General features: G+C 52.6%; 21 protein-coding genes and 1 riboswitch. Of the genes, 13 read left to right on the top strand and 8 right to left on the bottom strand.

What is annotated here, in order from left to right; translation table 11 throughout:
* Positions 1–119 precede the first annotated feature (119 nt).
* Positions 120–335 (bottom strand): 30S ribosomal protein S21, encoded by a 216-nt coding sequence (rpsU, locus tag EVX52_RS15245; protein WP_001144069.1) that lies wholly within the window; start codon positions 333–335, stop codon positions 120–122.
* Positions 336–651: 316 nt separating this feature from the next.
* On the opposite strand from rpsU, the gene tsaD reads away from it, so the two are divergent.
* On the top strand, positions 652–1,665 hold the full coding sequence (gene tsaD / locus EVX52_RS15240) for a tRNA (adenosine(37)-N6)-threonylcarbamoyltransferase complex transferase subunit TsaD (RefSeq protein WP_129954481.1): 1,014 nt from the start codon (positions 652–654) through the stop codon (positions 1,663–1,665).
* A gap of 202 nt (positions 1,666–1,867) precedes the next feature.
* Here tsaD and plsY read toward each other — a convergent pair whose 3' ends face one another.
* A complete protein-coding gene (gene plsY, locus EVX52_RS15235; RefSeq protein ID WP_129991612.1) occupies positions 1,868–2,497 on the bottom strand; it encodes a glycerol-3-phosphate 1-O-acyltransferase PlsY in 630 nt (209 codons plus the stop codon).
* A gap of 107 nt (positions 2,498–2,604) precedes the next feature.
* On the opposite strand from plsY, the gene folB reads away from it, so the two are divergent.
* Entirely contained in the window at positions 2,605–2,961 is a 357-nt protein-coding gene (gene folB / locus EVX52_RS15230) for a bifunctional dihydroneopterin aldolase/7,8-dihydroneopterin epimerase (RefSeq protein ID WP_129954485.1), read from the top strand.
* Positions 2,962–3,146: 185 nt separating this feature from the next.
* Positions 3,147–3,971 carry an undecaprenyl-diphosphate phosphatase gene (bacA, locus tag EVX52_RS15225; protein WP_129991655.1) on the top strand — a complete coding sequence of 275 codons (825 nt, stop codon included), beginning with the start codon at positions 3,147–3,149 and terminating at the stop codon, positions 3,969–3,971.
* Positions 3,972–4,050: 79 nt separating this feature from the next.
* On the opposite strand, the gene EVX52_RS15220 is transcribed toward bacA, so the two are convergent.
* A complete protein-coding gene (locus EVX52_RS15220) occupies positions 4,051–5,286 on the bottom strand; it encodes a multifunctional CCA addition/repair protein (protein ID WP_129954487.1) in 1,236 nt (411 codons plus the stop codon).
* 190 nt (positions 5,287–5,476) lie between these two features.
* Positions 5,477–6,097: a TIGR04211 family SH3 domain-containing protein gene (locus EVX52_RS15215; RefSeq protein WP_129954489.1), complete on the bottom strand. Its 621-nt coding sequence runs from the start codon at positions 6,095–6,097 to the stop codon at positions 5,477–5,479.
* A 279-nt stretch (positions 6,098–6,376) separates the two neighbouring features.
* Here EVX52_RS15215 and EVX52_RS15210 point away from each other — a divergent pair, with 279 nt between their 5' ends.
* The 4 genes from EVX52_RS15210 (at position 6,377) to yjeH (ending at position 13,446) form a co-directional block, all read left to right on the top strand.
* Positions 6,377–7,684: an inorganic triphosphatase gene (locus EVX52_RS15210; protein WP_129991611.1), complete on the top strand. Its 1,308-nt coding sequence runs from the start codon at positions 6,377–6,379 to the stop codon at positions 7,682–7,684.
* A 57-nt stretch (positions 7,685–7,741) separates the two neighbouring features.
* On the top strand, positions 7,742–10,579 hold the full coding sequence (gene glnE / locus EVX52_RS15205; RefSeq protein WP_129991610.1) for a bifunctional [glutamate--ammonia ligase]-adenylyl-L-tyrosine phosphorylase/[glutamate--ammonia-ligase] adenylyltransferase: 2,838 nt from the start codon (positions 7,742–7,744) through the stop codon (positions 10,577–10,579).
* A gap of 87 nt (positions 10,580–10,666) precedes the next feature.
* Positions 10,667–12,094 carry a bifunctional D-glycero-beta-D-manno-heptose-7-phosphate kinase/D-glycero-beta-D-manno-heptose 1-phosphate adenylyltransferase HldE gene (hldE, locus tag EVX52_RS15200; RefSeq protein ID WP_129954495.1) on the top strand — a complete coding sequence of 476 codons (1,428 nt, stop codon included), beginning with the start codon at positions 10,667–10,669 and terminating at the stop codon, positions 12,092–12,094.
* Between the two features lie 101 nt (positions 12,095–12,195).
* The gene (gene yjeH, locus EVX52_RS15195; RefSeq protein WP_129991609.1) at positions 12,196–13,446 is read left to right on the top strand and encodes an L-methionine/branched-chain amino acid transporter; all 1,251 of its coding nucleotides are present in this window, start codon (positions 12,196–12,198) and stop codon (positions 13,444–13,446) included.
* Positions 13,447–13,511: 65 nt separating this feature from the next.
* Here the strand turns inward: yjeH and ubiK are convergent, their stop codons facing one another.
* Entirely contained in the window at positions 13,512–13,784 is a 273-nt protein-coding gene (gene ubiK / locus EVX52_RS15190; protein WP_129954499.1) for a ubiquinone biosynthesis accessory factor UbiK, read from the bottom strand.
* A gap of 132 nt (positions 13,785–13,916) precedes the next feature.
* Positions 13,917–14,092: riboswitch (FMN riboswitch) on the top strand.
* Between the two features lie 132 nt (positions 14,093–14,224).
* Between ubiK and ribB the strand changes: the two genes are divergently transcribed.
* Both ribB and ygiD read left to right on the top strand, forming a co-directional pair.
* Positions 14,225–14,878: a 3,4-dihydroxy-2-butanone-4-phosphate synthase gene (ribB, locus tag EVX52_RS15185; RefSeq protein ID WP_129991608.1), complete on the top strand. Its 654-nt coding sequence runs from the start codon at positions 14,225–14,227 to the stop codon at positions 14,876–14,878.
* A gap of 250 nt (positions 14,879–15,128) precedes the next feature.
* The gene (ygiD, locus tag EVX52_RS15175; protein ID WP_129954631.1) at positions 15,129–15,917 is read left to right on the top strand and encodes a 4,5-DOPA dioxygenase extradiol; all 789 of its coding nucleotides are present in this window, start codon (positions 15,129–15,131) and stop codon (positions 15,915–15,917) included.
* 61 nt (positions 15,918–15,978) lie between these two features.
* Here ygiD and EVX52_RS15170 read toward each other — a convergent pair whose 3' ends face one another.
* The 3 genes from EVX52_RS15170 to tolC form a co-directional block, all read right to left on the bottom strand.
* Positions 15,979–17,139, bottom strand: coding sequence for a glutathionylspermidine synthase family protein (locus tag EVX52_RS15170; RefSeq protein WP_129991607.1), 1,161 nt, complete (start codon positions 17,137–17,139; stop codon positions 15,979–15,981).
* A 9-nt stretch (positions 17,140–17,148) separates the two neighbouring features.
* Positions 17,149–17,820: a DUF1190 family protein gene (locus EVX52_RS15165; RefSeq protein ID WP_129954505.1), complete on the bottom strand. Its 672-nt coding sequence runs from the start codon at positions 17,818–17,820 to the stop codon at positions 17,149–17,151.
* Between the two features lie 185 nt (positions 17,821–18,005).
* Positions 18,006–19,502, bottom strand: a complete 1,497-nt coding sequence (tolC, locus tag EVX52_RS15160; protein WP_269154566.1) for an outer membrane channel protein TolC — start codon at positions 19,500–19,502, stop codon at positions 18,006–18,008.
* Positions 19,503–19,726: 224 nt separating this feature from the next.
* On the opposite strand from tolC, the gene nudF reads away from it, so the two are divergent.
* The 4 genes from nudF to yqiA are packed head-to-tail and all read left to right on the top strand — an operon-like array spanning position 19,727 to position 22,220.
* Positions 19,727–20,359: an ADP-ribose diphosphatase gene (gene nudF / locus EVX52_RS15155; protein WP_129954510.1), complete on the top strand. Its 633-nt coding sequence runs from the start codon at positions 19,727–19,729 to the stop codon at positions 20,357–20,359.
* Positions 20,359–20,784, top strand: coding sequence for a DUF1249 family protein (locus tag EVX52_RS15150; RefSeq protein ID WP_015695861.1), 426 nt, complete (start codon positions 20,359–20,361; stop codon positions 20,782–20,784). The genes nudF and EVX52_RS15150 overlap by 1 nt, the downstream gene beginning before the upstream one ends.
* Before the next feature lie 27 nt (positions 20,785–20,811).
* Positions 20,812–21,642 (top strand): 3',5'-cyclic-AMP phosphodiesterase, encoded by an 831-nt coding sequence (gene cpdA / locus EVX52_RS15145; RefSeq protein ID WP_129954512.1) that lies wholly within the window; start codon positions 20,812–20,814, stop codon positions 21,640–21,642.
* Positions 21,639–22,220 carry an esterase YqiA gene (gene yqiA, locus EVX52_RS15140; protein WP_129991606.1) on the top strand — a complete coding sequence of 194 codons (582 nt, stop codon included), beginning with the start codon at positions 21,639–21,641 and terminating at the stop codon, positions 22,218–22,220. Before cpdA ends, yqiA begins: the two co-directional genes overlap by 4 nt.
* Positions 22,221–22,332: the final 112 nt, after the last annotated feature.

The following is a 22,332-nucleotide window of genomic DNA, read 5'->3' as shown; positions in this document are numbered from 1 at the left end:
AGCCTATAAACGAGAACAAGCCGCGCATTCCTTTCGGAAAGCACGGCCTTCGTATGCTACTACGCAGTCTGCGCGTTCTTAATATTGCAAATCACGCGATTTGGGGTTGCCCCCGAAGATTAATACAGACGAGTGCGGCGTGCGTTTTCGCGAGCCAGTTTCTTGGCGTGGCGTTTTACTGCAGATGCTTTAGCGCGTTTACGTTCGGTAGTCGGTTTTTCATAGAACTCACGACGACGAACTTCTGCCAGAACACCTGCTTTTTCGCAGGAACGCTTGAAGCGACGCAGAGCTACGTCGAACGGCTCGTTTTCACGTACTTTAATTACAGGCATGTGCCTCTCACCTCGATAAAATCGGTTTGTTTGCTGATGTTGTACCAGCACATTTCAAAATGGTGCGGAATTTTACTCCAATTCGCGTCGTCTTGTAAAGCATAACGGCAAATTGAAACAGGCGCTTTCTGCAACCCTTCTGCAACATTGTGCGCTCGCTTTTGCGTCGGGCGGCGATTATATACCAATCAGTCGAAATTGCTCGACATTAATTGGCCTGTGAAGCGAGGAATTCCCACTCCGGTGCAGCACCGGCAGAAGCTTGTGTGCTAAACTGCGCGCCGCGAGTTAGCGCGAAAACATGATGGAAAGAGTGATGCGAGTACTGGGTATTGAAACGTCCTGCGATGAAACCGGAATTGCAGTTTATGACAGCGAAGCCGGTTTGTTAGCCAACCAACTGTATAGTCAGGTAAAACTGCATGCAGATTACGGCGGCGTGGTGCCTGAACTGGCATCGCGTGACCATGTACGTAAAACAGTACCCTTGATTCAGGCCGCGCTGAAAGAAGCCGGGCTGACCGCTCAGGATATCGACGGGGTGGCTTACACCGCCGGCCCTGGCCTGGTCGGGGCGTTGCTGGTCGGGGCCACCATCGGGCGTTCCCTGGCCTTTGCCTGGGATGTACCTGCGGTGCCGGTGCATCACATGGAAGGCCATCTTCTGGCACCGATGCTGGAAGATAATCCGCCGGATTTCCCGTTTGTGGCGCTGCTGGTTTCCGGTGGCCATACGCAGTTAATCAGCGTTACCGGGATCGGCGAATATACCTTGCTCGGCGAATCCATTGATGATGCTGCCGGTGAAGCCTTTGATAAAACGGCTAAATTACTCGGCCTTGATTACCCGGGTGGCCCGTTGCTGTCGAAAATGGCTTCTCAGGGTGTTGCAGGACGTTTTACCTTCCCGCGCCCGATGACAGATCGGCCGGGGCTGGATTTCAGTTTCTCCGGCCTCAAAACTTTCGCAGCGAATACCATTCGTGGCAATGACAGTGACCCTCAGACGCATGCCGATATCGCCCGCGCTTTTGAAGATGCGGTGGTCGATACGCTGGCGATTAAATGTAAACGCGCACTCGATCAGACGGGTTTTAAACAGCTGGTGATGGCCGGTGGTGTCAGCGCGAACCGCACATTACGCACCAAACTGGCTGACGTAATGGCGAAGCGTGGCGGCCAGGTGTTTTATGCACGTCCTGAGTTCTGTACTGATAACGGTGCGATGATCGCGTATGCGGGTATGGTGCGGTTGAAAAGCGGTGCAACGCCCGATCTCGGTGTGACCGTTCGCCCGCGCTGGCCTCTCGCTGAGCTTCCGCCAGTCTGAGTCAGGCCTTCGCCAGTCTGAGCGGGGCTGCGACTGCGTTGCTGCGCCGACCCGAAATGCTCACATACTCAAGTATGCTGCGCTTTCAGCTCTCCTGGCGCCTTGTCTCGCTCCCGCTCAGTCAGGCTTGCTGCGCTGAAAAAACCAATAAAAAACGACCTGCTGAGGTCGTTTTTTTATGTCTGAAGTCTGACGTTATCCGCTATCCGGCTTTATCTTCTTTTGTGGCTTTACGTTTCTTCTTCAGCTTATCCCAGATTTTTCCTTCCTGGCCCCGCCACAGACGCTGGATATTGTCGTGATGACGCAACAGGATCAGACACGAAAGCATCGCAACCGGAAAGGTAAACTCGGGTTTGAACCACCAGACGTAAAAGGGGGCTATCAGTGCGCTGACAATGGCGCCCAGTGAGGAATAACCGCTCAGCAGCACGGTCAGCAGCCATGTACCGGTCATCAGGCCGGTTAAGTCCCAGCCGATCGGGGCAATGGCACCGAACGCTGTGGCAACACCTTTGCCGCCTTTAAAACGGAAGAATACCGGGTAGATGTGGCCGAGACACGCCGCAATCGCCGTCAGGCCAAGATACATCGGCGGAATGTTCAGGCGATATGCCAGCCAGACCGGCAGCATGCCTTTGAGGACATCGAAAATCAGAACAGCCGCTGCAGCCAGACGGCCGCCAAGGCGTAAAACGTTGGTGGCGCCAGGATTGCCTGAGCCCGCCGTACGCGGATCAGGTAAGCGGGCTACCCGGCAGACCAGAATCGCACTGGAAATCGAGCCGCAAAGGTAGGCGAAAATAATCATTCCAAGCGCGGTAGCACTCATAAAGCCGTTCCGTCTAATAAGGGTCGTTTTAATCGCAACATCCATGGATAATACGCATTTTCTGCTGGAAGTGGTATCCGGCTGGGCCAAAAACAGAGAATCGCGTGATGGATATCGTATTTATTGAGCAACTAAATGTAATCACTACTATTGGCGCTTACGAATGGGAACAGACCATTAAACAGAAACTGGTCTTCGATATCGAAATGGCCTGGGATAACCAAAAGTCCGCCGCCAGTGACGATGTGAATGATTGTTTAAGCTATGCTGATGTCAGTGACGCAGTGATCGAGCATGTTTCTTCACAAAATTTCGCGCTGGTTGAGCGCGTAGCGGAAGAAGTTGCGACATTGCTGCTGAGCCGGTTTCATTCCCCGTGGGTTCGGATTAAGCTCAGCAAGCCGGGTGCCGTTGCTCAGGCGGCCAATGTCGGTGTGATTATTGAGCGCGGAAAGCGTTTTTAAATCCTGTCATGGATAAAATTTAAAAAACGCTTGTCTATTTAATGTCATAAAGAAGCGTTAAAAGGAAAGTCCGGGTTGCCGGGGTTTCTTTAATGAAGCGGCTCAGCATGATGCCGCTTTTTTATTGTCTGTTTTGTAAGCATATTTCCCATAGCGGATCTTTTAAAGGGTAGGGTGCGATAATGATCGTCGAAAGTCATTCTTTGCTTGTTGCGGCTATTTTGGGGGTGGTTGAAGGGCTCACGGAGTTTTTGCCTGTCTCTTCTACCGGTCATTTGATTATTGTCGGGAATCTTCTTGGCTTTACCGGGGATACCTCAAAATCATTTGAAGTCGTTATTCAGTTAGGTTCCATTTTGGCTGTGGTTGTGATGTTCTGGCGTCGTTTGTTCAGCATGTTAGGTTTGCATTTCGGTAAACCGCCTGTTCACGAAGGCGCCGGTTTTCGCCGTTTGAATTTATTACATATTATATTGGGAATGGTTCCGGCAACGGTAGTGGGGCTGCTTTTGCACTCTCAAATCAAAACGTTGTTTGAGCCAAAATATGTCATGTACTCGCTGGTTGTCGGCGGTATCTTGCTGATTGCTGCTGAATTGCTGAAACCCAAAAAACCGCGTGCCGAGGGCGTGGATGACATCACCTACGTCCAGGCATTTATGATCGGTGTTTTCCAGTGTCTGGCGCTCTGGCCGGGGTTCTCCCGTTCAGGGGCGACCATCAGTGGCGGGATGTTAATGGGGATTAGCCGTTTTGCGGCGTCTGAGTTCTCTTTCCTGCTGGCGGTGCCGATGATGATGGGGGCGACGGCTCTGGATTTGTACAAGAGCTACAGCTTCCTGAACATGTCAGATTTACCGATGTTTGTCACAGGGTTTGTCTCTGCATTCATTGTTGCGCTGATCGCGATTAAAACCTTCCTGGCGGTGATTAAACGTATTTCGTTTATCCCGTTTGCGATTTATCGTTTCTTCGTGGCAATTGCCGTGTATTTTGTCTTCATTGCCTGATTTTTGCTTGCCCTGAGGCCATAAAAAGCCCCGCACGGTGAATAACCGGCGGGGCTTTTCTTATGAAAAAAGTCAGCGTTTAGCTCGCCGCATCCTGGGTTTGTTTCCAGTCGGCCACCGCCTGAGTACGGCGTTTCTTCAGTTCATCGCGGATAGCCATACCCTGGAAACCGGCATCCAGCACATCTTTATTTGTCACGCTGCGGGCAACGTTAAAGGCTTCTCGCAGGTAATCGCCTTGCGGATACGGATTATTTTCAAAGGTCGTCCGTCCGCGTGCGTCGGCTTCACTGGTCATAATCATCTGCTCAAGCCGCTGAGGTTTGCGCCAGACATCAATGGTATCGAACAGTTTTAACAGGGTTTCCGGACGCAGTTTATTCACGGTATGAATCAAATCATGAAACTCCGCGACCAGTTTCGCTAAATCACGAATGTGTGTCGGCACTTTCAGCCGCTGGCAGAGTTTTTCCACCAGTTTTACGCCTGCCGGGCCATGTCCGTGATGAGCAGGCCAGAATTGCGGCGGCGTCAGGGCCTTACCCAAATCATGGCAAAGTGCTGAAAAACGCACATCAACGTCAGGTGTCAGGGTACTGGCGATTTTCAGTGTCATCAGCGTATGGATGCCGGTATCAATTTCCGGGTGCCATTTCTCCGGCGCAGGCACGCCAAATAACGCATCAATTTCAGGGAACAGAACTTTCAGGGCACCACAGTCACGCAGCACCTGGAAAAAGACCTGCGGGTCCTGCGTTTGTAATGCTTTTTCTGTTTCTTTCCACACACGTTCAGATATCAGGGCTTCCAGCTCGCCGCTTTCCGCCATCTGTTGCATCAGAGCCTGCGTTTCCGGGGCGACCGTGAAACCTAAATGCGCGAAGCGTGCTGCAAAGCGGGCAACTCGCAGAACACGCAGCGGATCCTCGCCGAAAGCATCGGAAACGTGGCGCAGCAGACGCTGTTCTATATCACGCTGGCCGTGGTATGGATCGAAAAGTTCGCCGTCTTTGCTTTTGGCGATGGCATTGATGGTCAGATCCCGACGCATTAAATCTTGTTCCAGCGTCACATCGGGGGCGGCGTAACAGGTGAAACCGTTATAACCGGAGCCCGATTTTCGCTCAGTACGGGCCAGCGCATATTCATCATGAGTCACCGGATGCAGGAAAACCGGGAAATCTTTACCGACCTGCTGATAACCCTTTTCGAGCATGTATTCAGGCGTGGCGCCTACCACGACCCAATCGTGTTCAGACACAGGCAGGTTTAATAAACTGTCTCGGACTGCGCCGCCGACCAGGTAAATCTCCACGCGATAACTCCTGAAATTAGCTTATTCCAACGCATCATGTCGCTGAAAACAGAAAAGGAACCCTGCCTTTATCATAGCAAAGTTGTGTTGTTGATTTCCCGGGCTGATGATTTCCTGACAAAAACAAACACGAAAAGGCACCGGAGTGCCTGAGCAATGACAAGAGATCACGAGTCTTGCGTGGGAGCCTTCAGCTCATCCAGCGATCTTTTTTCCTGCGACGCGGAACCAGATGTGGCAATACCAGCCCCAGCACCAGACCGACACCTGCGACACCACCGCCATACATAAACCATTGTAAAATAATGGTTCTTTGTTTGTCATCGAGCTGGACATTCACGGCATCCACTTTCTTTTTGGCAACGATCAGCTGATTTTTCAGATCCTGATTTTCTTTCTTCAGACCATCAATAATACCGTCACTCGACGAGACTTTGGACTGCATTTGGGCCGTGCGCTGATTCCAGCTGGAATCAATGTTGTTCAGCTTGTCGGTCAGCGTTTTCACCTGTTGTTCCAGATCCGGAACGCGGGTACGCAGGCTCGGCACATTGCTTAACTGATCAAGTGGGATCCAGGCTGTTTTGCCTTTAGAATCAACGATCTCACCGTATTTTGTGCTCTCGTTGACACTGCGCAGGGTGACTTCTTCACCGGCATTCAGAGTGCCTACGATACGATACTGATTACCCGGACCGCTGTGGATATAGGTGATCAAATCGTCGGAGATATAGCGCTTCTCATCAGCGTGAGCGCCCCATGTCATGCTTAAACCAAGCAAAGCGAAACCAATTAGGCGTAATTTCTGCATTATTTCATCGTTTCTTTGTGAATTTAGGGAACGTGAAGTGTGGATCCGTTTTATCGGGATACGTCTTCTGGCAACCGCCACTGTCCGGCCATTGCACTCATACAGGTACTAAAAGTTGGAGACCGATAGTAAGGGCAACAGTGTGACGACGCAACGTATAAACCGGAATGAGAACTATCTTACAATCCCGCAACATGCGGCTTGCGCGCTGTGCTTATGATAGAATTGCAGCGACGCGTTAATCCCTTTTGGCAGCAAAGCATCGGTGTGAAGACTCATATGACCGTAGAAATAGAATTAAAATTTATCGCCACCCCGGCCGCAATCGCCGAATTACCTTCGCAACTCGCTGGTTTTAACAGTGAGCACACCGCGCCTTCAAAACTGACCAACATCTATTTTGAGACTGCGGAAAACTATTTACGTTCGCATGACATGGGTCTGCGCATACGTGGTTTTGACGATCAGTATGAAATGACCATCAAAACCGGTGGCAAAGTGGTGGGTGGGTTACATCAGCGCCCGGAATACAACGTTGAGCTGAAAAAGCCGGTGTTGAAACTCAGCGCGTTCCCGAAAGATATCTGGCCGGAAGGCTGCAAGCCCGCTGCTTTACAGAAAGAACTCGCTCCGCTGTTCCGCACGGATTTTACTCGCGAGAAGTGGGTAATTACTTACGGCGAAAGCGAGATAGAACTTGGGTTAGATCAGGGTGAAGTGGTCGCCGGTGAACTCACCGAACCGCTGGCTGAAATCGAACTTGAGCTGAAAAAGGGTAACACCGCCGATTTACTGGCACTGGCGGCAGAAATCGGTGCTCATGGCGGCTTACGTCAGGGCGGTTTCAGCAAGGCGGCTCGTGGTTATCACCTCGCGAAGGGCAATCCTGCGCGCGACATTAAACCGCTGCCGGTGTTTAAAGCGAAGCCGAAAGCCACGGTTGAACAGGCTATGTCTGCGATGTTCGAACTGGCGCTGGATCACTGGCAATATCATGAAGAACTGTGGGTTCGCGGCGACAAAACTGCACGTCTGAGCGTATTGCAGGCGGTGGAAACCGTGCGTCAGATTTTGGTACTGTTCGGCGGGCTGGTGCCGCGTAAAGCGTCCGCAGAACTGCGCACATTGCTGACTGATCTGGTGCCGGTGCTGGAACAGAAATCGGCGGATGCGCAGGAAATTTGTTATGGCACGGCCTGTCTGAAGTGCAAGTTAGTGCTTACTTCCTGGCTGGCAACCTCAGGCTGGACGCCGTTTATTGATGATAAATCTGCGAAGAAACTGGACGCTTCCTTCAAACGTTTTGCTGACATCATGCTCGGTCGTACCGCAGCGGATCTGAAAGAAGCCTTTGCGCAGCCACTGACGGAAGAAGGTTATCGCGATCAACTGGCGCGCCTGAAACGTCAGATCATTACCTTCCATTTGCTTGCCGGTGCTTACCCTGAAAAAGACGTCGATGCGTATATTGCCGGCTGGGTGGACCTGCAACAGGCCATCGTTCAGCAGCAACACGCCTGGGAGGATTCGGCCCGTTCTCACGCGGTGATGATGGATGCTTTCTGGTTAAACGGACAACCTCGTTAACTGACTGACTAGCCTGGGCAAACTGCCCGGGCTTTTTTTTGCAAGGAATCTGATTTCATGTTGCCACTTTCTTCTGTTTTGCAAAGCCATGCGCAGAGTTTGCTTGAACGCTGGCGTGAACATCCTGACAACCTGCCCCTTCCCGATGATCAACAACTGGCCATTCTGAGCAGCAGTGAATTCGTGACGGACAGTTTGCTGGCGTTTCCGCAGTGGTGGCATGAAATTGACCAAAATCCCCCCCAGGCGCAGGAGTGGCAACTTTACCGCCAGTGGCTGGAGGGATCGCTGACACAGGTGACCGATGAAGCCGGCTTAATGAAAGCGCTGCGTCTGTTTCGCCGGCGTATTCTGACCCGCATTGCATGGTCGCAATCAGCACAAACCAGTGAAGCGAAAGATACGCTTCACCAACTGAGCGAACTGGCAGAGTTACTGATTGTCAGTGCCCGTGACTGGTTATATGAAGCCTGTTGCCGTGAGTTCGGTACGCCGGTCAATGCGGCAGGAGAAGCGCAACGTATGCTGATCCTCGGGATGGGGAAACTGGGCGGAGGTGAACTTAATTTCTCTTCGGATATCGACCTGATTTTTGCTTATCCGGAAAATGGCCAGACCCGCGGCGGACGCCGTGAACTGGATAACGCGCAGTTTTTCACCCGCCTTGGTCAGCGTCTGATCAAGGCACTGGATCAGCCGACTATCGATGGTTTTGTCTATCGCGTGGATATGCGTTTGCGCCCGTTCGGCGACAGCGGCCCGCTGGTGATGAGCTTTCCCGCACTGGAAGATTATTACCAGGAGCAGGGGCGCGACTGGGAGCGCTACGCGATGGTGAAAGCGCGTCTGATGGGCGGTGCGGAGGATATCAGCAGTCAGGAACTGCGAAAAATGCTGATGCCTTTTGTTTTCCGCCGCTATATCGATTTCAGTGTGATCCAGTCCCTGCGCAACATGAAAGGCATGATCGCCCGCGAAGTACGCCGCCGTGGTCTGAAAGACAACATTAAACTCGGTGCGGGCGGCATCCGTGAGATTGAATTTATTGTGCAGGTATTCCAGCTGATCCGTGGCGGACGTGAACCGGCATTGCAGCAACGTGCGTTGCTGCCCACGCTCCAGGCGCTGGAAAATCTGGGCCTGCTGCCGGTAGAACAGGTGTTGCAGTTGCGTAACAGTTATCTGTTTCTGCGCCGCCTGGAAAACTTATTGCAGGCGATAGCGGACGAGCAAACTCAGACCTTGCCGTCGGATGAACTGAATCAGGCGCGTCTGGCGTGGGGGATGGATTACGCCGGCTGGCCGCAGCTTCTGGATGCCGTGAATGCTCACATGCAGGCTGTGCGCTCGGTGTTTAATGAGCTGATAGGCGATGATACGCCAGATGCCGAAGACGATGTGCAACTCGCCCATTTCAGCAGCTTATGGATTGATGCACTGGAGCCTGACGAGCTGGCTCCGCTGGTACCGCAACTTGACGAAAACGCGCAACGGCATGTTTTGCATCAGATTGCTGATTTTCGCCGTGACGTGGATAAACGTACGATCGGGCCACGCGGGCGTGATCAACTGGATTTGCTGATGCCGCGTTTACTGGCACAGGTCTGTACCTATAAAAATGCCGATGTCACGTTACAGCGGCTGATGCAGTTACTGCTTAATATCGTCACGCGCACGACATATATCGAGTTGCTGGTGGAATATCCCGGTGCGCTCAAACAGTTAATCCGTCTGTGTGCCGCCTCGCCGATGGTCGCGACACAACTTGCACGTCATCCTTTATTGCTCGATGAACTGCTCGACCCGCGCACGCTTTACCAGCCGATTGAGCCGGGCGCTTACCGCGACGAACTGCGTCAGTATCTGATGCGGGTGCCAACAGAAGACGAAGAACAGCAGCTTGAAGCCGTGCGCCAGTTCAAACAGGCCCAGCATTTGCGTATCGCAGCCGGGGATATTTCCGGGGCATTGCCGGTGATGAAAGTCAGTGACCATTTAACCTACCTTGCCGAGGCCATTCTCGATGTCGTGGTGCAGCATGCGTGGGAACAAATGGTCGTAAAATACGGGCAGCCCGCGCATCTTCAGCACCGTGAGGGGCGCGGTTTTGCCGTGGTCGGTTACGGGAAACTCGGTGGCTGGGAGCTGGGTTATAGCTCAGATCTGGATCTGGTCTTCCTGCTCGATTGCGCGCCGGAGGTGATGACGGACGGCGAACGCAGCATCGACGGACGTCAGTTTTATCTTCGGCTGGCGCAGCGCATTATGCACTTATTCAGCACCCGGACATCGTCAGGCATTCTTTACGAGGTTGATCCGCGTCTGCGACCTTCCGGCGCATCCGGCATGCTGGTCAGTACCATTGAAGCGTTTGCAGATTATCAGGCCAATGAAGCCTGGACGTGGGAGCATCAGGCGCTGGTTCGCGCGCGTGTGGTTTACGGGGATCCGCAACTGACACAGCAATTTAACGCCACGCGTCGCGACATTCTTTGCCGCCAGCGCGATGGCGACGGCCTGCGTAAGGAGGTCCGTGAAATGCGCGAGAAAATGTATGCCCATCTGGGGAGTAAAAAAACCCACGAGTTTGATCTGAAAGCCGATCCGGGTGGCATCACGGATATTGAATTCATTGCACAATATCTGGTTCTGCGTTTCGCGCATGATGAGCCGAAGCTGACGCGCTGGTCTGATAACGTGCGGATTTTTGAACTGATGGCACGATATGACATCATGCCGGAAGAGGAAGCGCGCCATCTGACGCAGGCTTATGTGACGTTGCGCGATGAAATTCATCATCTGGCGTTGCAGGAACACAGCGGGAAAGTGGCCGCGGACAGCTTTGCTACTGAGCGCGCGCAGATCCGTGCCAGCTGGGCAAAGTGGCTCGGCTGAGGGTTTTTATTCGGCTAACAGGCGCTTGTGATATTATCCGGCGCATTGTATTTACCCGATTTGATTTATCTGTTTTGGAGTCTTGGGATGAAAGTGACTTTGCCTGATTTTCACCGCGCAGGTGTGCTGGTTGTCGGTGACGTAATGTTAGACCGTTACTGGTATGGCCCGACCAATCGTATTTCTCCGGAAGCTCCGGTGCCGGTGGTGAAGGTCAGTACCATTGAAGAGCGGCCTGGCGGTGCAGCTAACGTGGCGATGAACATTTCATCTCTGGGCGCCTCTTCCTGTCTGATCGGCCTGACCGGCGTAGACGACGCTGCGCGTGCCCTCAGTGAGCGTCTGGCAGAAGTGAAAGTTAACTGCGATTTCGTCGCACTATCCACACATCCTACCATCACCAAACTGCGAATTTTGTCCCGTAACCAGCAACTGATCCGCCTCGACTTTGAGGAAGGTTTTGAAGGCGTTGATCTCGAGCCGATGCTGACCAAAATAGAACAGGCTTTACCGCAAAGTGGCGCACTGGTGCTGTCAGACTACGCCAAAGGTGCCCTGACTGAAGTGCAGAAAATGATCCAACTGGCGAGAAAAGCGGGTGTGCCTGTGCTGGTTGATCCTAAAGGATCGGATTTCGAACGTTACCGTGGTGCAACGTTACTGACGCCAAATTTATCCGAATTCGAAGCTGTTGTCGGTCATTGCAAAAACGAAGGTGAAATTGTTACCCGTGGTATGCAGCTGATCGCTGATTTCGAACTTTCCGCGCTGCTGGTCACCCGCTCTGAGCACGGGATGACCTTATTGCAGCCCGGCAAAGCGCCATTCCACATGCCAACGCAGGCGCAGGAAGTGTATGACGTGACCGGTGCCGGTGACACGGTGATCGGCACGCTCGCTGCTGCACTGGCCGCAGGCAATACGCTGGAGGAATCCTGCTTCCTGGCGAACGCCGCCGCCGGTGTGGTCGTGGGTAAACTCGGTACCTCAACCGTTTCTCCGGTTGAACTGGAAAATGCTATCGGCGGACGTTCAGACGTTGGTTTTGGCATAATGAACGAAGAACAACTAAAAGCTGCCGTGGCGATGGCGCGTCAGCGCGGTGAGAAAGTCGTGATGACCAATGGCATCTTCGACATTCTGCATGCCGGACACGTTTCTTATCTGGCGAACGCCCGCAAACTGGGTGACCGTCTGATCGTCGCGGTGAACAGTGATGCTTCGACCAAACGCCTGAAAGGCGAAACCCGTCCGGTGAATGCGCTGCAAAACCGTATGATCGTGCTGGGCGCGCTGGGCGCTGTCGACTGGGTGGTGTCTTTCGAAGAAGACACTCCGCAGCGTTTGATCGCCGGGATCTTGCCAGATCTGCTGGTCAAAGGTGGCGACTACAAGCCTGAGCAAATTGCCGGGAGTCAGGAGGTCTGGGCGAACGGCGGCGAAGTGCGCGTACTGAATTTTGAAGATGGTCTTTCTACCACCAAAATCATCAATCAAATTAAATCGCAGGACTGATTTCCTCTGTCTGGATCAGGTTATTTGCAACGAAGGGCTTATCTGATAAGCCCTTTTCTTTTTGATTTTTCTATCAACGATGAAACGGAAGTGACTCTGTTGTGAGCGGATTAAAACAGGAACTGAGCCTGGCGCAGGGCGTCGGGCTGCTTTCGACCTCATTACTCGGAACCGGGGTTTTTGCGGTGCCTGCACTGGCGGCGGAGCTGGCGCAAAATGACAGCCTGTGGGCATGGCCGGTGCTCATCCTGTTAGTGTTTCCGATAGCCATCGGATTTGCCGCGCTTGGCCGGCATTTCCCCAGCGCGGGCGGCGCGGCGCATTTTGTCGGCAAAGCTTTCGGACCACATATGGCACGGGTTACCGGTTGGTTATTCCTGTCAGTTATCCCGGTCGGGTTGCCCGCCGCGCTGCATATTGCTGCCGGTTTCTGGCAGGCAGCCTTTGGCTGGAGCAGCACAAATCTGTTGCTGGTGCAGCTTGGTACGCTTTTTTTCATCTGGTTCCTCGGCACACGCAGTGCCGGGTCAAGTGCCAATATCCAGACGGTAATCGCATTGCTGGTGATCGCACTGGTGGCGGCGATCTGGTGGAAAGGGAATATTTCTCTGTCTGAAATCCCGCTGCCTGCGGTGCATGACATTTCTCCATCAAATCTGTTTGATGCGCTGGCGGTGATGTTCTGGTGTTTCGTCGGGCTGGAGGCTTTTGCGCATCTGGCGACCGAATTTCGTCATCCGCAACGGGACTTCCCGCGCGCTTTATTGATCGGCATGCTGCTGGCGGGCGCGGTTTACTGGGGATGTACGGTGGCGGTGCTGAAATTTCATGCCTGGGGAGAAGGGCGGGAAGCCGGGGCCTCGTTACCGGGTATTGTCGTACAATTATTCGGGCAAAAAGCACTGTGGATCGCCTGCATCATTGGCTACCTGGCATGTTTTGCCAGCGTGAATATTTATACCCAGAGTTTTTCCCGGCTGGTATGGTCGCAGGCGCAGGTTAAACCGCAAAGTGCACTGGCACAGCTTTCCGCTCAGCAGGTGCCGGTTGCCGCGCTGAATCTGGTGGTGGGTTGCTGCGTGTTGTTTACATTACTGATTTACTGGTTGCATCTACCGCTGGGCGCGCTGATCACTTACGCTAACGGGATTTTCATCCTGATTTATCTGTTATGCATGCTGTCGGGTACCCGGATTCTGAAAGGGCGCTCAAAATGGATGGCGATGCTGGGTGCTGTATTGTGCTGCGGATTGCTGGCTATGGTCGGCTGGAAAGCACTGTACGCGGTCGTGGTGTTTGCAGGATTGTGGCTGTTATTACCCCGTGCTAAAACAGTATTCCGCATACAATAAACCCGATTTTACATAATGAAAGAGCCTGCCAGGCAGGCCCTTTCTGTTTACACAACTCGTAATAATCAGGCCGGATCTTGCGGTTTTTCCGCTTCTGCCTGTTTGCCTTCCAGCACGGACAGGCGTTGTTCCAGCGCGGCCAGTTTTTCACGCGTACGCAGTAAAACCTGGGTCTGAACGTCAAACTCTTCGCGATTGACTAAATCCATGCGGCTGAACTGCGCCTGCAATACCTGACGGATTTTCTTCTCGGCATCCTCACCAAACTCACGGATCCCTTTAGGCATTGATTCGTGAACCTGGCGGGCAATTTGTTCAATTTTTTTCGGGTCAATCATGTTATTTCCTTTTCTAGAAGGAGGTGCTTTTCCATAGTGTAATCGCTGAGGCCGTTTCTATAAACCTTCAGGGGCACTAATTGGCCAAACCGCAGGATTGCCCTGTTGATTTATTGGCGCTATAGTTGTTTTGCTTATTCTCAGGGCGGGGTGAAAGTCCCCACCGGCGGTAAACCACGGAATATCGGAAGCGTTATAATCCCTTCCATGTGGAAGCCCGCGAGCGCTCAATCCTTCGGGATTAGAGGTCAGCAGATCCGGTGTAATTCCGGGGCCGACGGTTAAAGTCCGGATGGGAGAGAGTAACGATTCAAGCCGGGCAAACATGCCCGCTGCGTTATTTTTTATAACTGTAGCACGCCTGATGGCTGCTGCAGCTAGCCTCCTCAAGACGCCCTGATTCTGGTAATCCACATACAGAACATGAGGTTATTTTTACCATGAATCAGACCCTACTTTCCGAATTCGGTACATCAGCTGAACGTGTTGAGCGTGCTATTGACGCCATGCGTAATGGCGTAGGTGTATTGGTACTGGATGACGAAGATCGTGAAAACGAAGGCGATTTAATTTTTGCCGCTGAAAATATGACCGTTGAGCAAATGGCGCTGACCATTCGTCACGGCAGCGGCATCGTGTGCCTGACCATGAACGAAGACAGCCGTAAACGGCTGGATTTGCCAATGATGGTTGAGAACAACTCCAGCCCGTTCCAGACGCCATTTACCGTGACTATTGAAGCGGCTGAAGGGGTAACTACTGGCGTTTCTGCGGCCGACCGTATTACGACTATCCGTGCGGCAATCAAAGACGGCGCGAAACCTTCTGATCTCAATCGCCCGGGGCATATTTTCCCGCTGCGTGCGCAGGCCGGTGGGGTGCTGACCCGTGGCGGTCACACTGAAGCGTCGGTAGATCTGGCAACGCTGGCGGGTCTGAAGCCTTTCGGCGTGCTGTGTGAACTCACTAATGATGACGGCACTATGGCGCACGCGCCGGAAGTGGTGGTGTTTGCCCGTCAGCATAATATGCCGGTAGTGACCATCGCCGATCTGGTGGCCTATCGCCAGGCGCAGACCCGTCAGGCAAGCTAAGCGACGGGTTATGCGTAACAGAAAAGGCCGCCTGTGCGGCCTTTTTGCTTTTTATTGTGAATTATTGCCAAAATTGTGCTTTGAAGAACACCATCCTCCCGCTTTCTTTTGATTTGACTCATCAAATTTATTGAACATCTCCTTCACGGTTACCCGGCTGTCACCGGCCATCAAAAAGAGTAACGTAGTGTTATTACGCGGCAGGTCACTCACCGGCCCGCTCTCTTTTATTTTGGGTAAGGAATTCATGATGACGACTCAACGTATGCCCGCACTCTTCTTAGGCCACGGCAGCCCGATGAACGTGCTGGAAGACAATATTTATACCCGTGCCTGGCATACGCTGGGTGAAACATTACCGCGGCCAAAGGCGATCCTGGCCGTATCAGCTCACTGGTTCACCCGTGGTACTGCGGTTACGGCGATGGAAAACCCGCGCACGATTCATGATTTTGGCGGCTTCCCGCAGGCGCTGTTTGATAAGCGTTATCCGGCACCCGGTTCACCGGCGCTGGCAAAGCGGGTTCAGGAATTACTTAGCCCGGTAAATGTGATTTCAGATACCCGCGAGTGGGGTTTCGACCATGGCACCTGGGGTGTGCTGATCAAGATGTATCCTGACGCGGATATTCCGGTGATCCAACTGAGTATTGATGGTACACAGCCGCCGGAATACCACTATGAATTGGGTAAGAAGCTGGCGGCGCTGCGTGACGAAGGCGTGATGATTGTTGCCAGCGGTAATGTGGTGCATAACCTGCGGATGGTGAAATGGGGCGGCGATACTGAAGCTTATCCGTGGGCGACGTCTTTTGAGACTTATGTGAAAGACAATCTGCGCTGGAAGGGTGAGGCGAAAGATCATCCTCTGGTGCAGTTTATGGAGCATGAAGGCGGCGCATTATCGAATCCGTCTCCGGATCACTATCTGCCATTGCTGTATGTTTTAGGCGCGTGGAATGGTATTGAGCCGATCACGCAGCCAACGGACGGGATCGTGATGGGATCGCTTTCGATGCTCTCGGTGCAGTTAGGTTAATAGCACTGTCAGCCCGAAATAAAAAGGATAATGAATTTCTTCATTATCCTTTTCTGGTTTTTCATCCGACAATCGTGTGCGGATAAAAACGTGACAGATCCTGGGTGATCAGCGCTTTATCTTCACGGATGCCGATCCCGCAGGGTTGATCATTGACCAGCCAGCTGCCGATCAGGGTGTAACTGCCTTCAAACACTGGCAGCGGATGGAACTGCTGCACGATCATGCCTTCAGCACCGTACGGGCCATCCACACGGGCGACTTCCTGGCCTTTCTCGATGACTTTAATGTTCGCGCCTTCGCGGGAAAACAGCGGCTTCACCACGTAGTGATCCAGTTCCGGATGCTGATCTTCGGCAAAATAAGCCGGTAACAGATTCGGGTGATCCGGGAACATTTCCCATAACAACGGCAGCAAAGCTTTATTCGACACAATGGCTTTCCAGGCCGGTTCCAGCCAGCGTACACCGGCATCTTCCAGCTTGGTCGCGAAGACTTCGCGGAACATGAATTCCCACGGATACAGTTTAAACAGGTTAGAAATCACCTGATCCTGCGTGTCGGTGAATTGCCCGCGTTCCCCCAGACCGATTTCCTCGATAAACAGGAATTCGCTGGCCAGTTCCGCTTCCAGCGCGCAGTCCTGCAAATATTGCACGGTGCCGCGATCTTCTTCGGTGTCCTGACAGCAGGCGATGTGCAGCAACGAGAAACCATGCTGGTTTTTAAGCCCGGCAAAACGTTCGATCAGCTTTTCCTGCAGGCTGTTGTACTGATCAGCATCCTGCGACAAATTGCCTGCCGCAATTTGATCTTCAAGCCATAGCCACTGGAAGAAGGCCGCTTCGTACAAAGAGGTCGGCGTATCGGCGTTATTTTCCAGCAGCTTCGGCGGATTGACGCCGTCGTAAGCCAGATCCAGACGTGAATACAGGGAAGGCTGTTGCGTGCGCCATGAACTGCGGACAAATTCCCAGACGTGTTTCGGGATCTGGAATTTCGCCATCAGTTTGTCGTCATTCACTACGCGCTCAACGACCTTCAGGCACATCTGATGAATGTCCGCCGTCGCCTCTTCGATCTCTTCAATCTGCGCCAGCGTGAACTGGTAATAAGCATCTTCACACCAGTACGGTTCGCCATACATGGTGTGGAAGTTGAAGCCAAACTCCGTGGCTTTTTCGCGCCAGTCCGGGCGCTCATTAATGGCTAAACGTTTCATCGGTATCTCTTAGCCACCCATGCTGCGGCCAGGGCTGCGTGGCGCCGCAGAGGAGCTGCGCTGCATTGAGGTTTGTTTTGCCACACTGTCGCCAAAACCGCCACGGGTGATGGTGTTGGTCACGGCAGGTTTCGGCGCCATCGCTGTTCTCGGAACGTTCATGGTACGACCGCCCGCTGTTGCGGGGCCGTAGTTTTTACCGGTCGCATCCACGAACTTACCGTTAGCCGGGCTGGCCGGGTTTTTTGAGCTGAACAATGGCTGTTGCGCGTAACCGCCACCGCTCATCATCCGGCCCATCATGTAACCTGCCATCAGCGGCATCCACATGCTGCCGCCGCTGCTCTGGTTTTCGGCCGTGGCGACGCCTGACTGTGCCGGAGCCTGAGTACACTGGCCTTCGCCAAATTCAGCGATACAGTCTTCTCGGCTGGCATATTTAGGTGCGGTTTTTGCCGCTTCCTTTTTCGCTGCATCATACGCTGCAACACATTGCGCACTGCCGGAAGGGTTGGCTTTCGAGCAGTCATCCGCATTCTGATACAGCGAAACGGTTTCGTCGGTTTTCTCGCAGCCGGCAAGCATAAAGACTGCGCTTATCGCCAGGGCGACAGGAGTAATTCTAGAGCTACGCCATGATTTACGGAAGGTAGCCAGGTTAACGTGTTGTGTCCGTTTCATCGTTCTTATCCCATGTTTAGGGCTTTTTTGCCCTTTCCCAGTAGGGTCTAAGAATAGGGGAAAGCGGGTGATTGTTAAAGCAGCGACAGGCAATTGTTACGAGACTTTACAGAGCGGCGTGACTCAGGCAAAAAAAAGCAGCCTTTTCAGGCTGCCTTGATGGAAATGCGGGGGACTTTTCAGAATCAATTCTGGAAAGGATTGCCACTTTTCTTCGGTGTTGCGGTTGCTGTTGTTGCGCTGGCTTTCTGAGCACGAGGCGCAGCTGCCGGGGTGCTTTTGCCGTAACCGTCTGCCGCAGCATCCTGATCAGGTGTTTCTGGTGCCACCTGATCCGGTGCGGTTGGGATGGGTTTACCCAGGGCACCGTTGAGTGCCAGCAGATCGCTTTCGTTCAGTGTACCCAGTGCTGATTTGATGTTCAGCTGATTAATCAGGTACGTATAACGCGCACTGGAAAGTTGCTGTTTGGCGTTATACAGCGTGGTGGTGGCATCCAGAACATCCACAATAGTACGGGTACCGACCTGATAACCGGCTTCCATCGCATCTAAAGAACTCTGAGCAGAAACAACGGCTTGTTTATACGCGTTGATGCTACTGATCGAGGCAGAGATGTTATTGAAGGAAGAACGAACGGTCTGCACGACGCTGCGGTGCGCGCTTTCAAGCTGCTCGCTGGCCCCGACAAAACTGTACTGTGCCTGTTTCACCTGAGAGGTGACAGAACCGCCACTGTACAATGGCAGGGAGAAGCTCAGCCCAATCTTGTTCTGGCCAGCATCGGCGTCCTGATAACTGGAAGAACCACCCGTTTTGTCGCCGTGATATTTGGTATTGCTGATACCGGTTGAGGCAGTCAGATCAACCGTAGGCATATGGCCGGTTTCCGCATAACGAATTTGCTCACGTGCCAGATCCTGTGACAGACGGGCAGACAGCAAGCTCAGGTTACGGCTTTCTGCTTCTTTCAACAGCGTGGCGACCGGTTGCGGGCGCGTGGTGTTGAAGTTATCGACATTCAGCGAAGACAGTTGCGGGTAATACATACCGGTAACCTGACGCAGGGACTCCAGCGCATTATCCAGGTTATTACGCGCAGTCACTTCGTTAGCCAGTACGGTGTCGTATTGTGAACGGGCGTTCTGCACGTCGGTAATCGCAACCAGCCCCACGTTAAAGCGCTGAGTGGTTTGATCTAACTGACGGTAAATAGCCTGTTTCTGTGCTTCGGTATACGAAAGCGAATCGATTGCACTCAATACGTTGAAATAAGCCGTTGCAGTATTGAGGATCAGAGATTGTTGATCCGTCTGGTAAGACACATCCTGAATACCGGCAGTTTTTTCCTGCAGTGTCAGGGCGCGCCATTTTGACATATCAAAGATGGTCTGCGTTAATTGCAGGCTGGCACTGCCAACGTCGCTGTTAACGCCATTCGCATCACGGTACCCATTGGTGTAATTGTAATCCGCACCCAATCCGAGTTGCGGTAATAAAGGACTGCGGCTTTCGTTAATTTTTTCGAATGCAGCATCCCGGTCAGCAGCAGATTTGCGCAGGTCCGGGTTACTTGTCCTGGCTTGCTGATAGACCTGCATCAGGTTTTCGGCCTGGCTTATCGTACTGAAGCCGCCCAGGCTGAGTCCGATGAGAAGGGGGAGCAGTTTCTTCATTTGCATTCCTTGTTGTGCAGCAATGTTGTTATGTATGGTGGCGCAGTCAAATTAACCCATAGACGCGGATTCTAGCAGAGTCAGGCTAGCGGGGCGGTTGGCTTAACGTGCCTTCCCGAGTGAATGAGCCTAAATCTATCACAAACAACCTTGATTATTATTAACGCATTTTCATCAAACTGACCTCAAAGGGCAATAAATTACCTCTGTGAGGGATAAGGAAACATTCCATGTCTTCATTTAAACGGTCACCGGTTACTTTCGGCAAAGATGATGTAGAAATTATTGCACGCGAGACACGATATAAAGGTTTTTTTTCTATTATTGCATATCGGTTTCGCCATCGGCTGTTTAATGGAGAAATGAGCGCAGAAGTCGTCCGTGAAGTTTTTGAGCGCGGCCACGCTGCGGTACTCTTACCTTATGATGCGAAAAGGGATGAAGTTGTGCTGATAGAACAGATCCGCATCCCTGCTTTGGATTCCAGTGATACTCCTTGGCTTCTGGAGATGGTCGCCGGTATCATTGAAGAGGGCGAGACAGTGGAAGATGTTGCCCGCCGCGAAGCACTCGAGGAAGCGAACATTGTGGTGAAACGCTGCAAACCGGCTGTGAATTACCTGGCAAGTCCGGGCGGAACCAGCGAGCGTCTTTCCATTATGGTCGGTGAAGTTGATGCCACGACGGCAGAAGGAATTCACGGTCTGGAAGCAGAAAATGAAGACATCCGGGTACATGTGGTCAGCCGTGAGCAGGCTTACCGGTGGGTGGAAGAAGGAGCGATAGACAATGCGGCGTCAGTGATTGCCCTGCAATGGCTGCAGCTGCACCATGAATCCCTGAAAAAAGAGTGGGCTAACTAATGATTAAGCGCTATACCCCTGACTTCCCTGAAATGATGAGATTGTGTGAAACAAATTTTGCACAATTGCGCCGTTTGATGCCACGCACCGATGAACCTGGTGAAACGGTGACATATCAGGTGAGTAGCGCAACGTATTGCCTGACGATCCTTGAATCAACACGTTATACATCCCTGATAGAAATCAAACAGACTGCGCCGGCCGTGAGTTACTGGAGCCTGCCTTCGCTCACCGTTCGCCTGTATCATGATGCGATGGTGGCCGAAGTGTGTGCGAGTCAGCAGATCTTTCGCTTCAAAGCACGTTATGATTATCCGAATAAAAAGTTGCATCAGCGTGATGAAAAGCATCAAATTAACCAGTTCCTTGCGGATTGGCTGCGTTATTGCCTTGCGCACGGAGCGATGGCAATTCCGGTTTGTTAGACAGACTTCAACAACAAAGGAAACGATTTGGAAAGCCTGTTTACACTGCCTTTGGTGAATGGGGCCAAAGTCAGGATTCTACAGATTACTGATACCCATCTTTTTGCCGGTGAAGATGAAACGTTGTTAGGCGTAAATACGTTTAACAGCTATCGCGCAGTGCTGGACGCCATCAAAGCGCAGCAGCGTGAAGTCGATATTATCGCGGCAACAGGGGACCTGGCACAGGATCAGTCGGTGGAAGCCTACCATCAGTTTGCCCGCGGTATCGGCGAGCTGACCGCGCCCTGCGTCTGGCTGCCGGGCAATCATGATTTCCAGCCTGCGATGGTCAATGCCTTGCAGGATGCGGGGATCAACCCTTCGAAACACGTTCTGCTTGGTGAACATTGGCAAATTATCCTGCTGGATACACAGGTATTCGGTGTGCCGCACGGCGAGCTGAGCGAATATCAGCTGGAATGGATGGAACGCTGTCTGAACGCGTACCCTGATCGTTTTACTTTGTTGATGTTACATCATCATCCGCTGCCTTCAGGCTGCACCTGGCTTGATCAGCACAGCCTGCGCAATGCGCATATGCTGGCGAATACCCTGGTGAATTACCCGAAAGTGAATACGCTGTTGTGCGGACATATTCATCAGGAGCTTGATCTTGACTGGTACGGACGCCGTCTTTATGCGACGCCGTCAACCTGCGTACAGTTTAAACCGCATTGCACCAATTTCACGATTGATACGGTTGCACCGGGCTGGCGTTACCTTGATTTATATCCGGACGGCCGTGTAGAGACTGAAGTCTTCCGTCTGGAAACCAGCGAGTTTCATCCTGACACGGAGTCGGACGGCTACGAATGAACACCTTACTTTACCTGCACGGATTCAACAGTTCTCCGCACTCAGCGAAAGCCACGTCATTAAAAAACTGGCTGGCGGTTAATCATCCCCATATCGATATGATTGTCCCGCAATTACCGCCTTATCCGGCTGACGCCGCGGAAGAACTTGAGAGTCTGGTCATTAGCAATGCGGGTAAAAAACTGGGTATTGTTGGCTCCTCGCTGGGGGGGTATTACGCCACGTGGCTGTCGCAATGTTTTGCCGTGCCGGCCGTGGTGGTGAACCCGGCGGTGAAGCCGTATGAGCTGCTGATCGACTTCCTCGGACAAAACGAGAACCCCTACACCGGCCAGCAATATGTGTTAGAGTCACGCCACGTTTATGATCTGAAAGTCATGCAGGTCGAACCGCTGGAGTCACCGGATTTACTCTGGTTGCTGCAGCAAACGGGCGATGAAATTCTCGATTACCGTCAGGCTGTGGCGTACTACACCACCTGTCGCCAGACGGTCGAACCCGGGGGGAATCACGCATTTGTCGGCTTTGAACGTTATTTTTCGCCGATTGTAGATTTCCTGGAACTGGCCGCAGACTAACATCGTCAGGGTGACTTTTACCCCGGATTTATAGCCTCTGCTTGCTGCCAGTGCTTCCACCCGCCCACATACTGTATCGTTAGCCCACAAACCTATGAGCCACGAATAATCA

Source organism: Rahnella sp. CFA14(1/10) (genome assembly GCF_004195095.1).
In the GTDB taxonomy this organism is placed as follows: domain Bacteria; phylum Pseudomonadota; class Gammaproteobacteria; order Enterobacterales; family Enterobacteriaceae; genus Rahnella; species Rahnella perminowiae.
Note: the sequence above shows the minus strand (reverse complement) of the source record. Positions and strands in the feature narration are given on the sequence as shown.

Excerpts from the sequence above, each read along its gene's own strand:
- tolC (WP_269154566.1), bottom strand. The coding sequence starts at position 19,502 with ATGCAAATGAAGAAACTGCTCCCCCTTCTCATCGGACTCAGCCTGGGC.
- ribB (WP_129991608.1), top strand. The coding sequence starts at position 14,225 with ATGAATCAGACCCTACTTTCCGAATTCGGTACATCAGCTGAACGTGTT.
- EVX52_RS15165 (WP_129954505.1), bottom strand. The coding sequence starts at position 17,820 with ATGAAACGGACACAACACGTTAACCTGGCTACCTTCCGTAAATCATGG.
- nudF (WP_129954510.1), top strand. The coding sequence starts at position 19,727 with ATGTCTTCATTTAAACGGTCACCGGTTACTTTCGGCAAAGATGATGTA.
- hldE (WP_129954495.1), top strand. The coding sequence starts at position 10,667 with ATGAAAGTGACTTTGCCTGATTTTCACCGCGCAGGTGTGCTGGTTGTC.
- EVX52_RS15170 (WP_129991607.1), bottom strand. The coding sequence starts at position 17,139 with ATGAAACGTTTAGCCATTAATGAGCGCCCGGACTGGCGCGAAAAAGCC.
- rpsU (WP_001144069.1), bottom strand. The coding sequence starts at position 335 with ATGCCTGTAATTAAAGTACGTGAAAACGAGCCGTTCGACGTAGCTCTG.
- yqiA (WP_129991606.1), top strand. The coding sequence starts at position 21,639 with ATGAACACCTTACTTTACCTGCACGGATTCAACAGTTCTCCGCACTCA.
- ubiK (WP_129954499.1), bottom strand. The coding sequence starts at position 13,784 with ATGATTGACCCGAAAAAAATTGAACAAATTGCCCGCCAGGTTCACGAA.
- EVX52_RS15150 (WP_015695861.1), top strand. The coding sequence starts at position 20,359 with ATGATTAAGCGCTATACCCCTGACTTCCCTGAAATGATGAGATTGTGT.
- folB (WP_129954485.1), top strand. The coding sequence starts at position 2,605 with ATGGATATCGTATTTATTGAGCAACTAAATGTAATCACTACTATTGGC.
- tsaD (WP_129954481.1), top strand. The coding sequence starts at position 652 with ATGCGAGTACTGGGTATTGAAACGTCCTGCGATGAAACCGGAATTGCA.
- EVX52_RS15210 (WP_129991611.1), top strand. The coding sequence starts at position 6,377 with ATGACCGTAGAAATAGAATTAAAATTTATCGCCACCCCGGCCGCAATC.
- ygiD (WP_129954631.1), top strand. The coding sequence starts at position 15,129 with ATGACGACTCAACGTATGCCCGCACTCTTCTTAGGCCACGGCAGCCCG.
- EVX52_RS15215 (WP_129954489.1), bottom strand. The coding sequence starts at position 6,097 with ATGCAGAAATTACGCCTAATTGGTTTCGCTTTGCTTGGTTTAAGCATG.
- plsY (WP_129991612.1), bottom strand. The coding sequence starts at position 2,497 with ATGAGTGCTACCGCGCTTGGAATGATTATTTTCGCCTACCTTTGCGGC.
- glnE (WP_129991610.1), top strand. The coding sequence starts at position 7,742 with ATGTTGCCACTTTCTTCTGTTTTGCAAAGCCATGCGCAGAGTTTGCTT.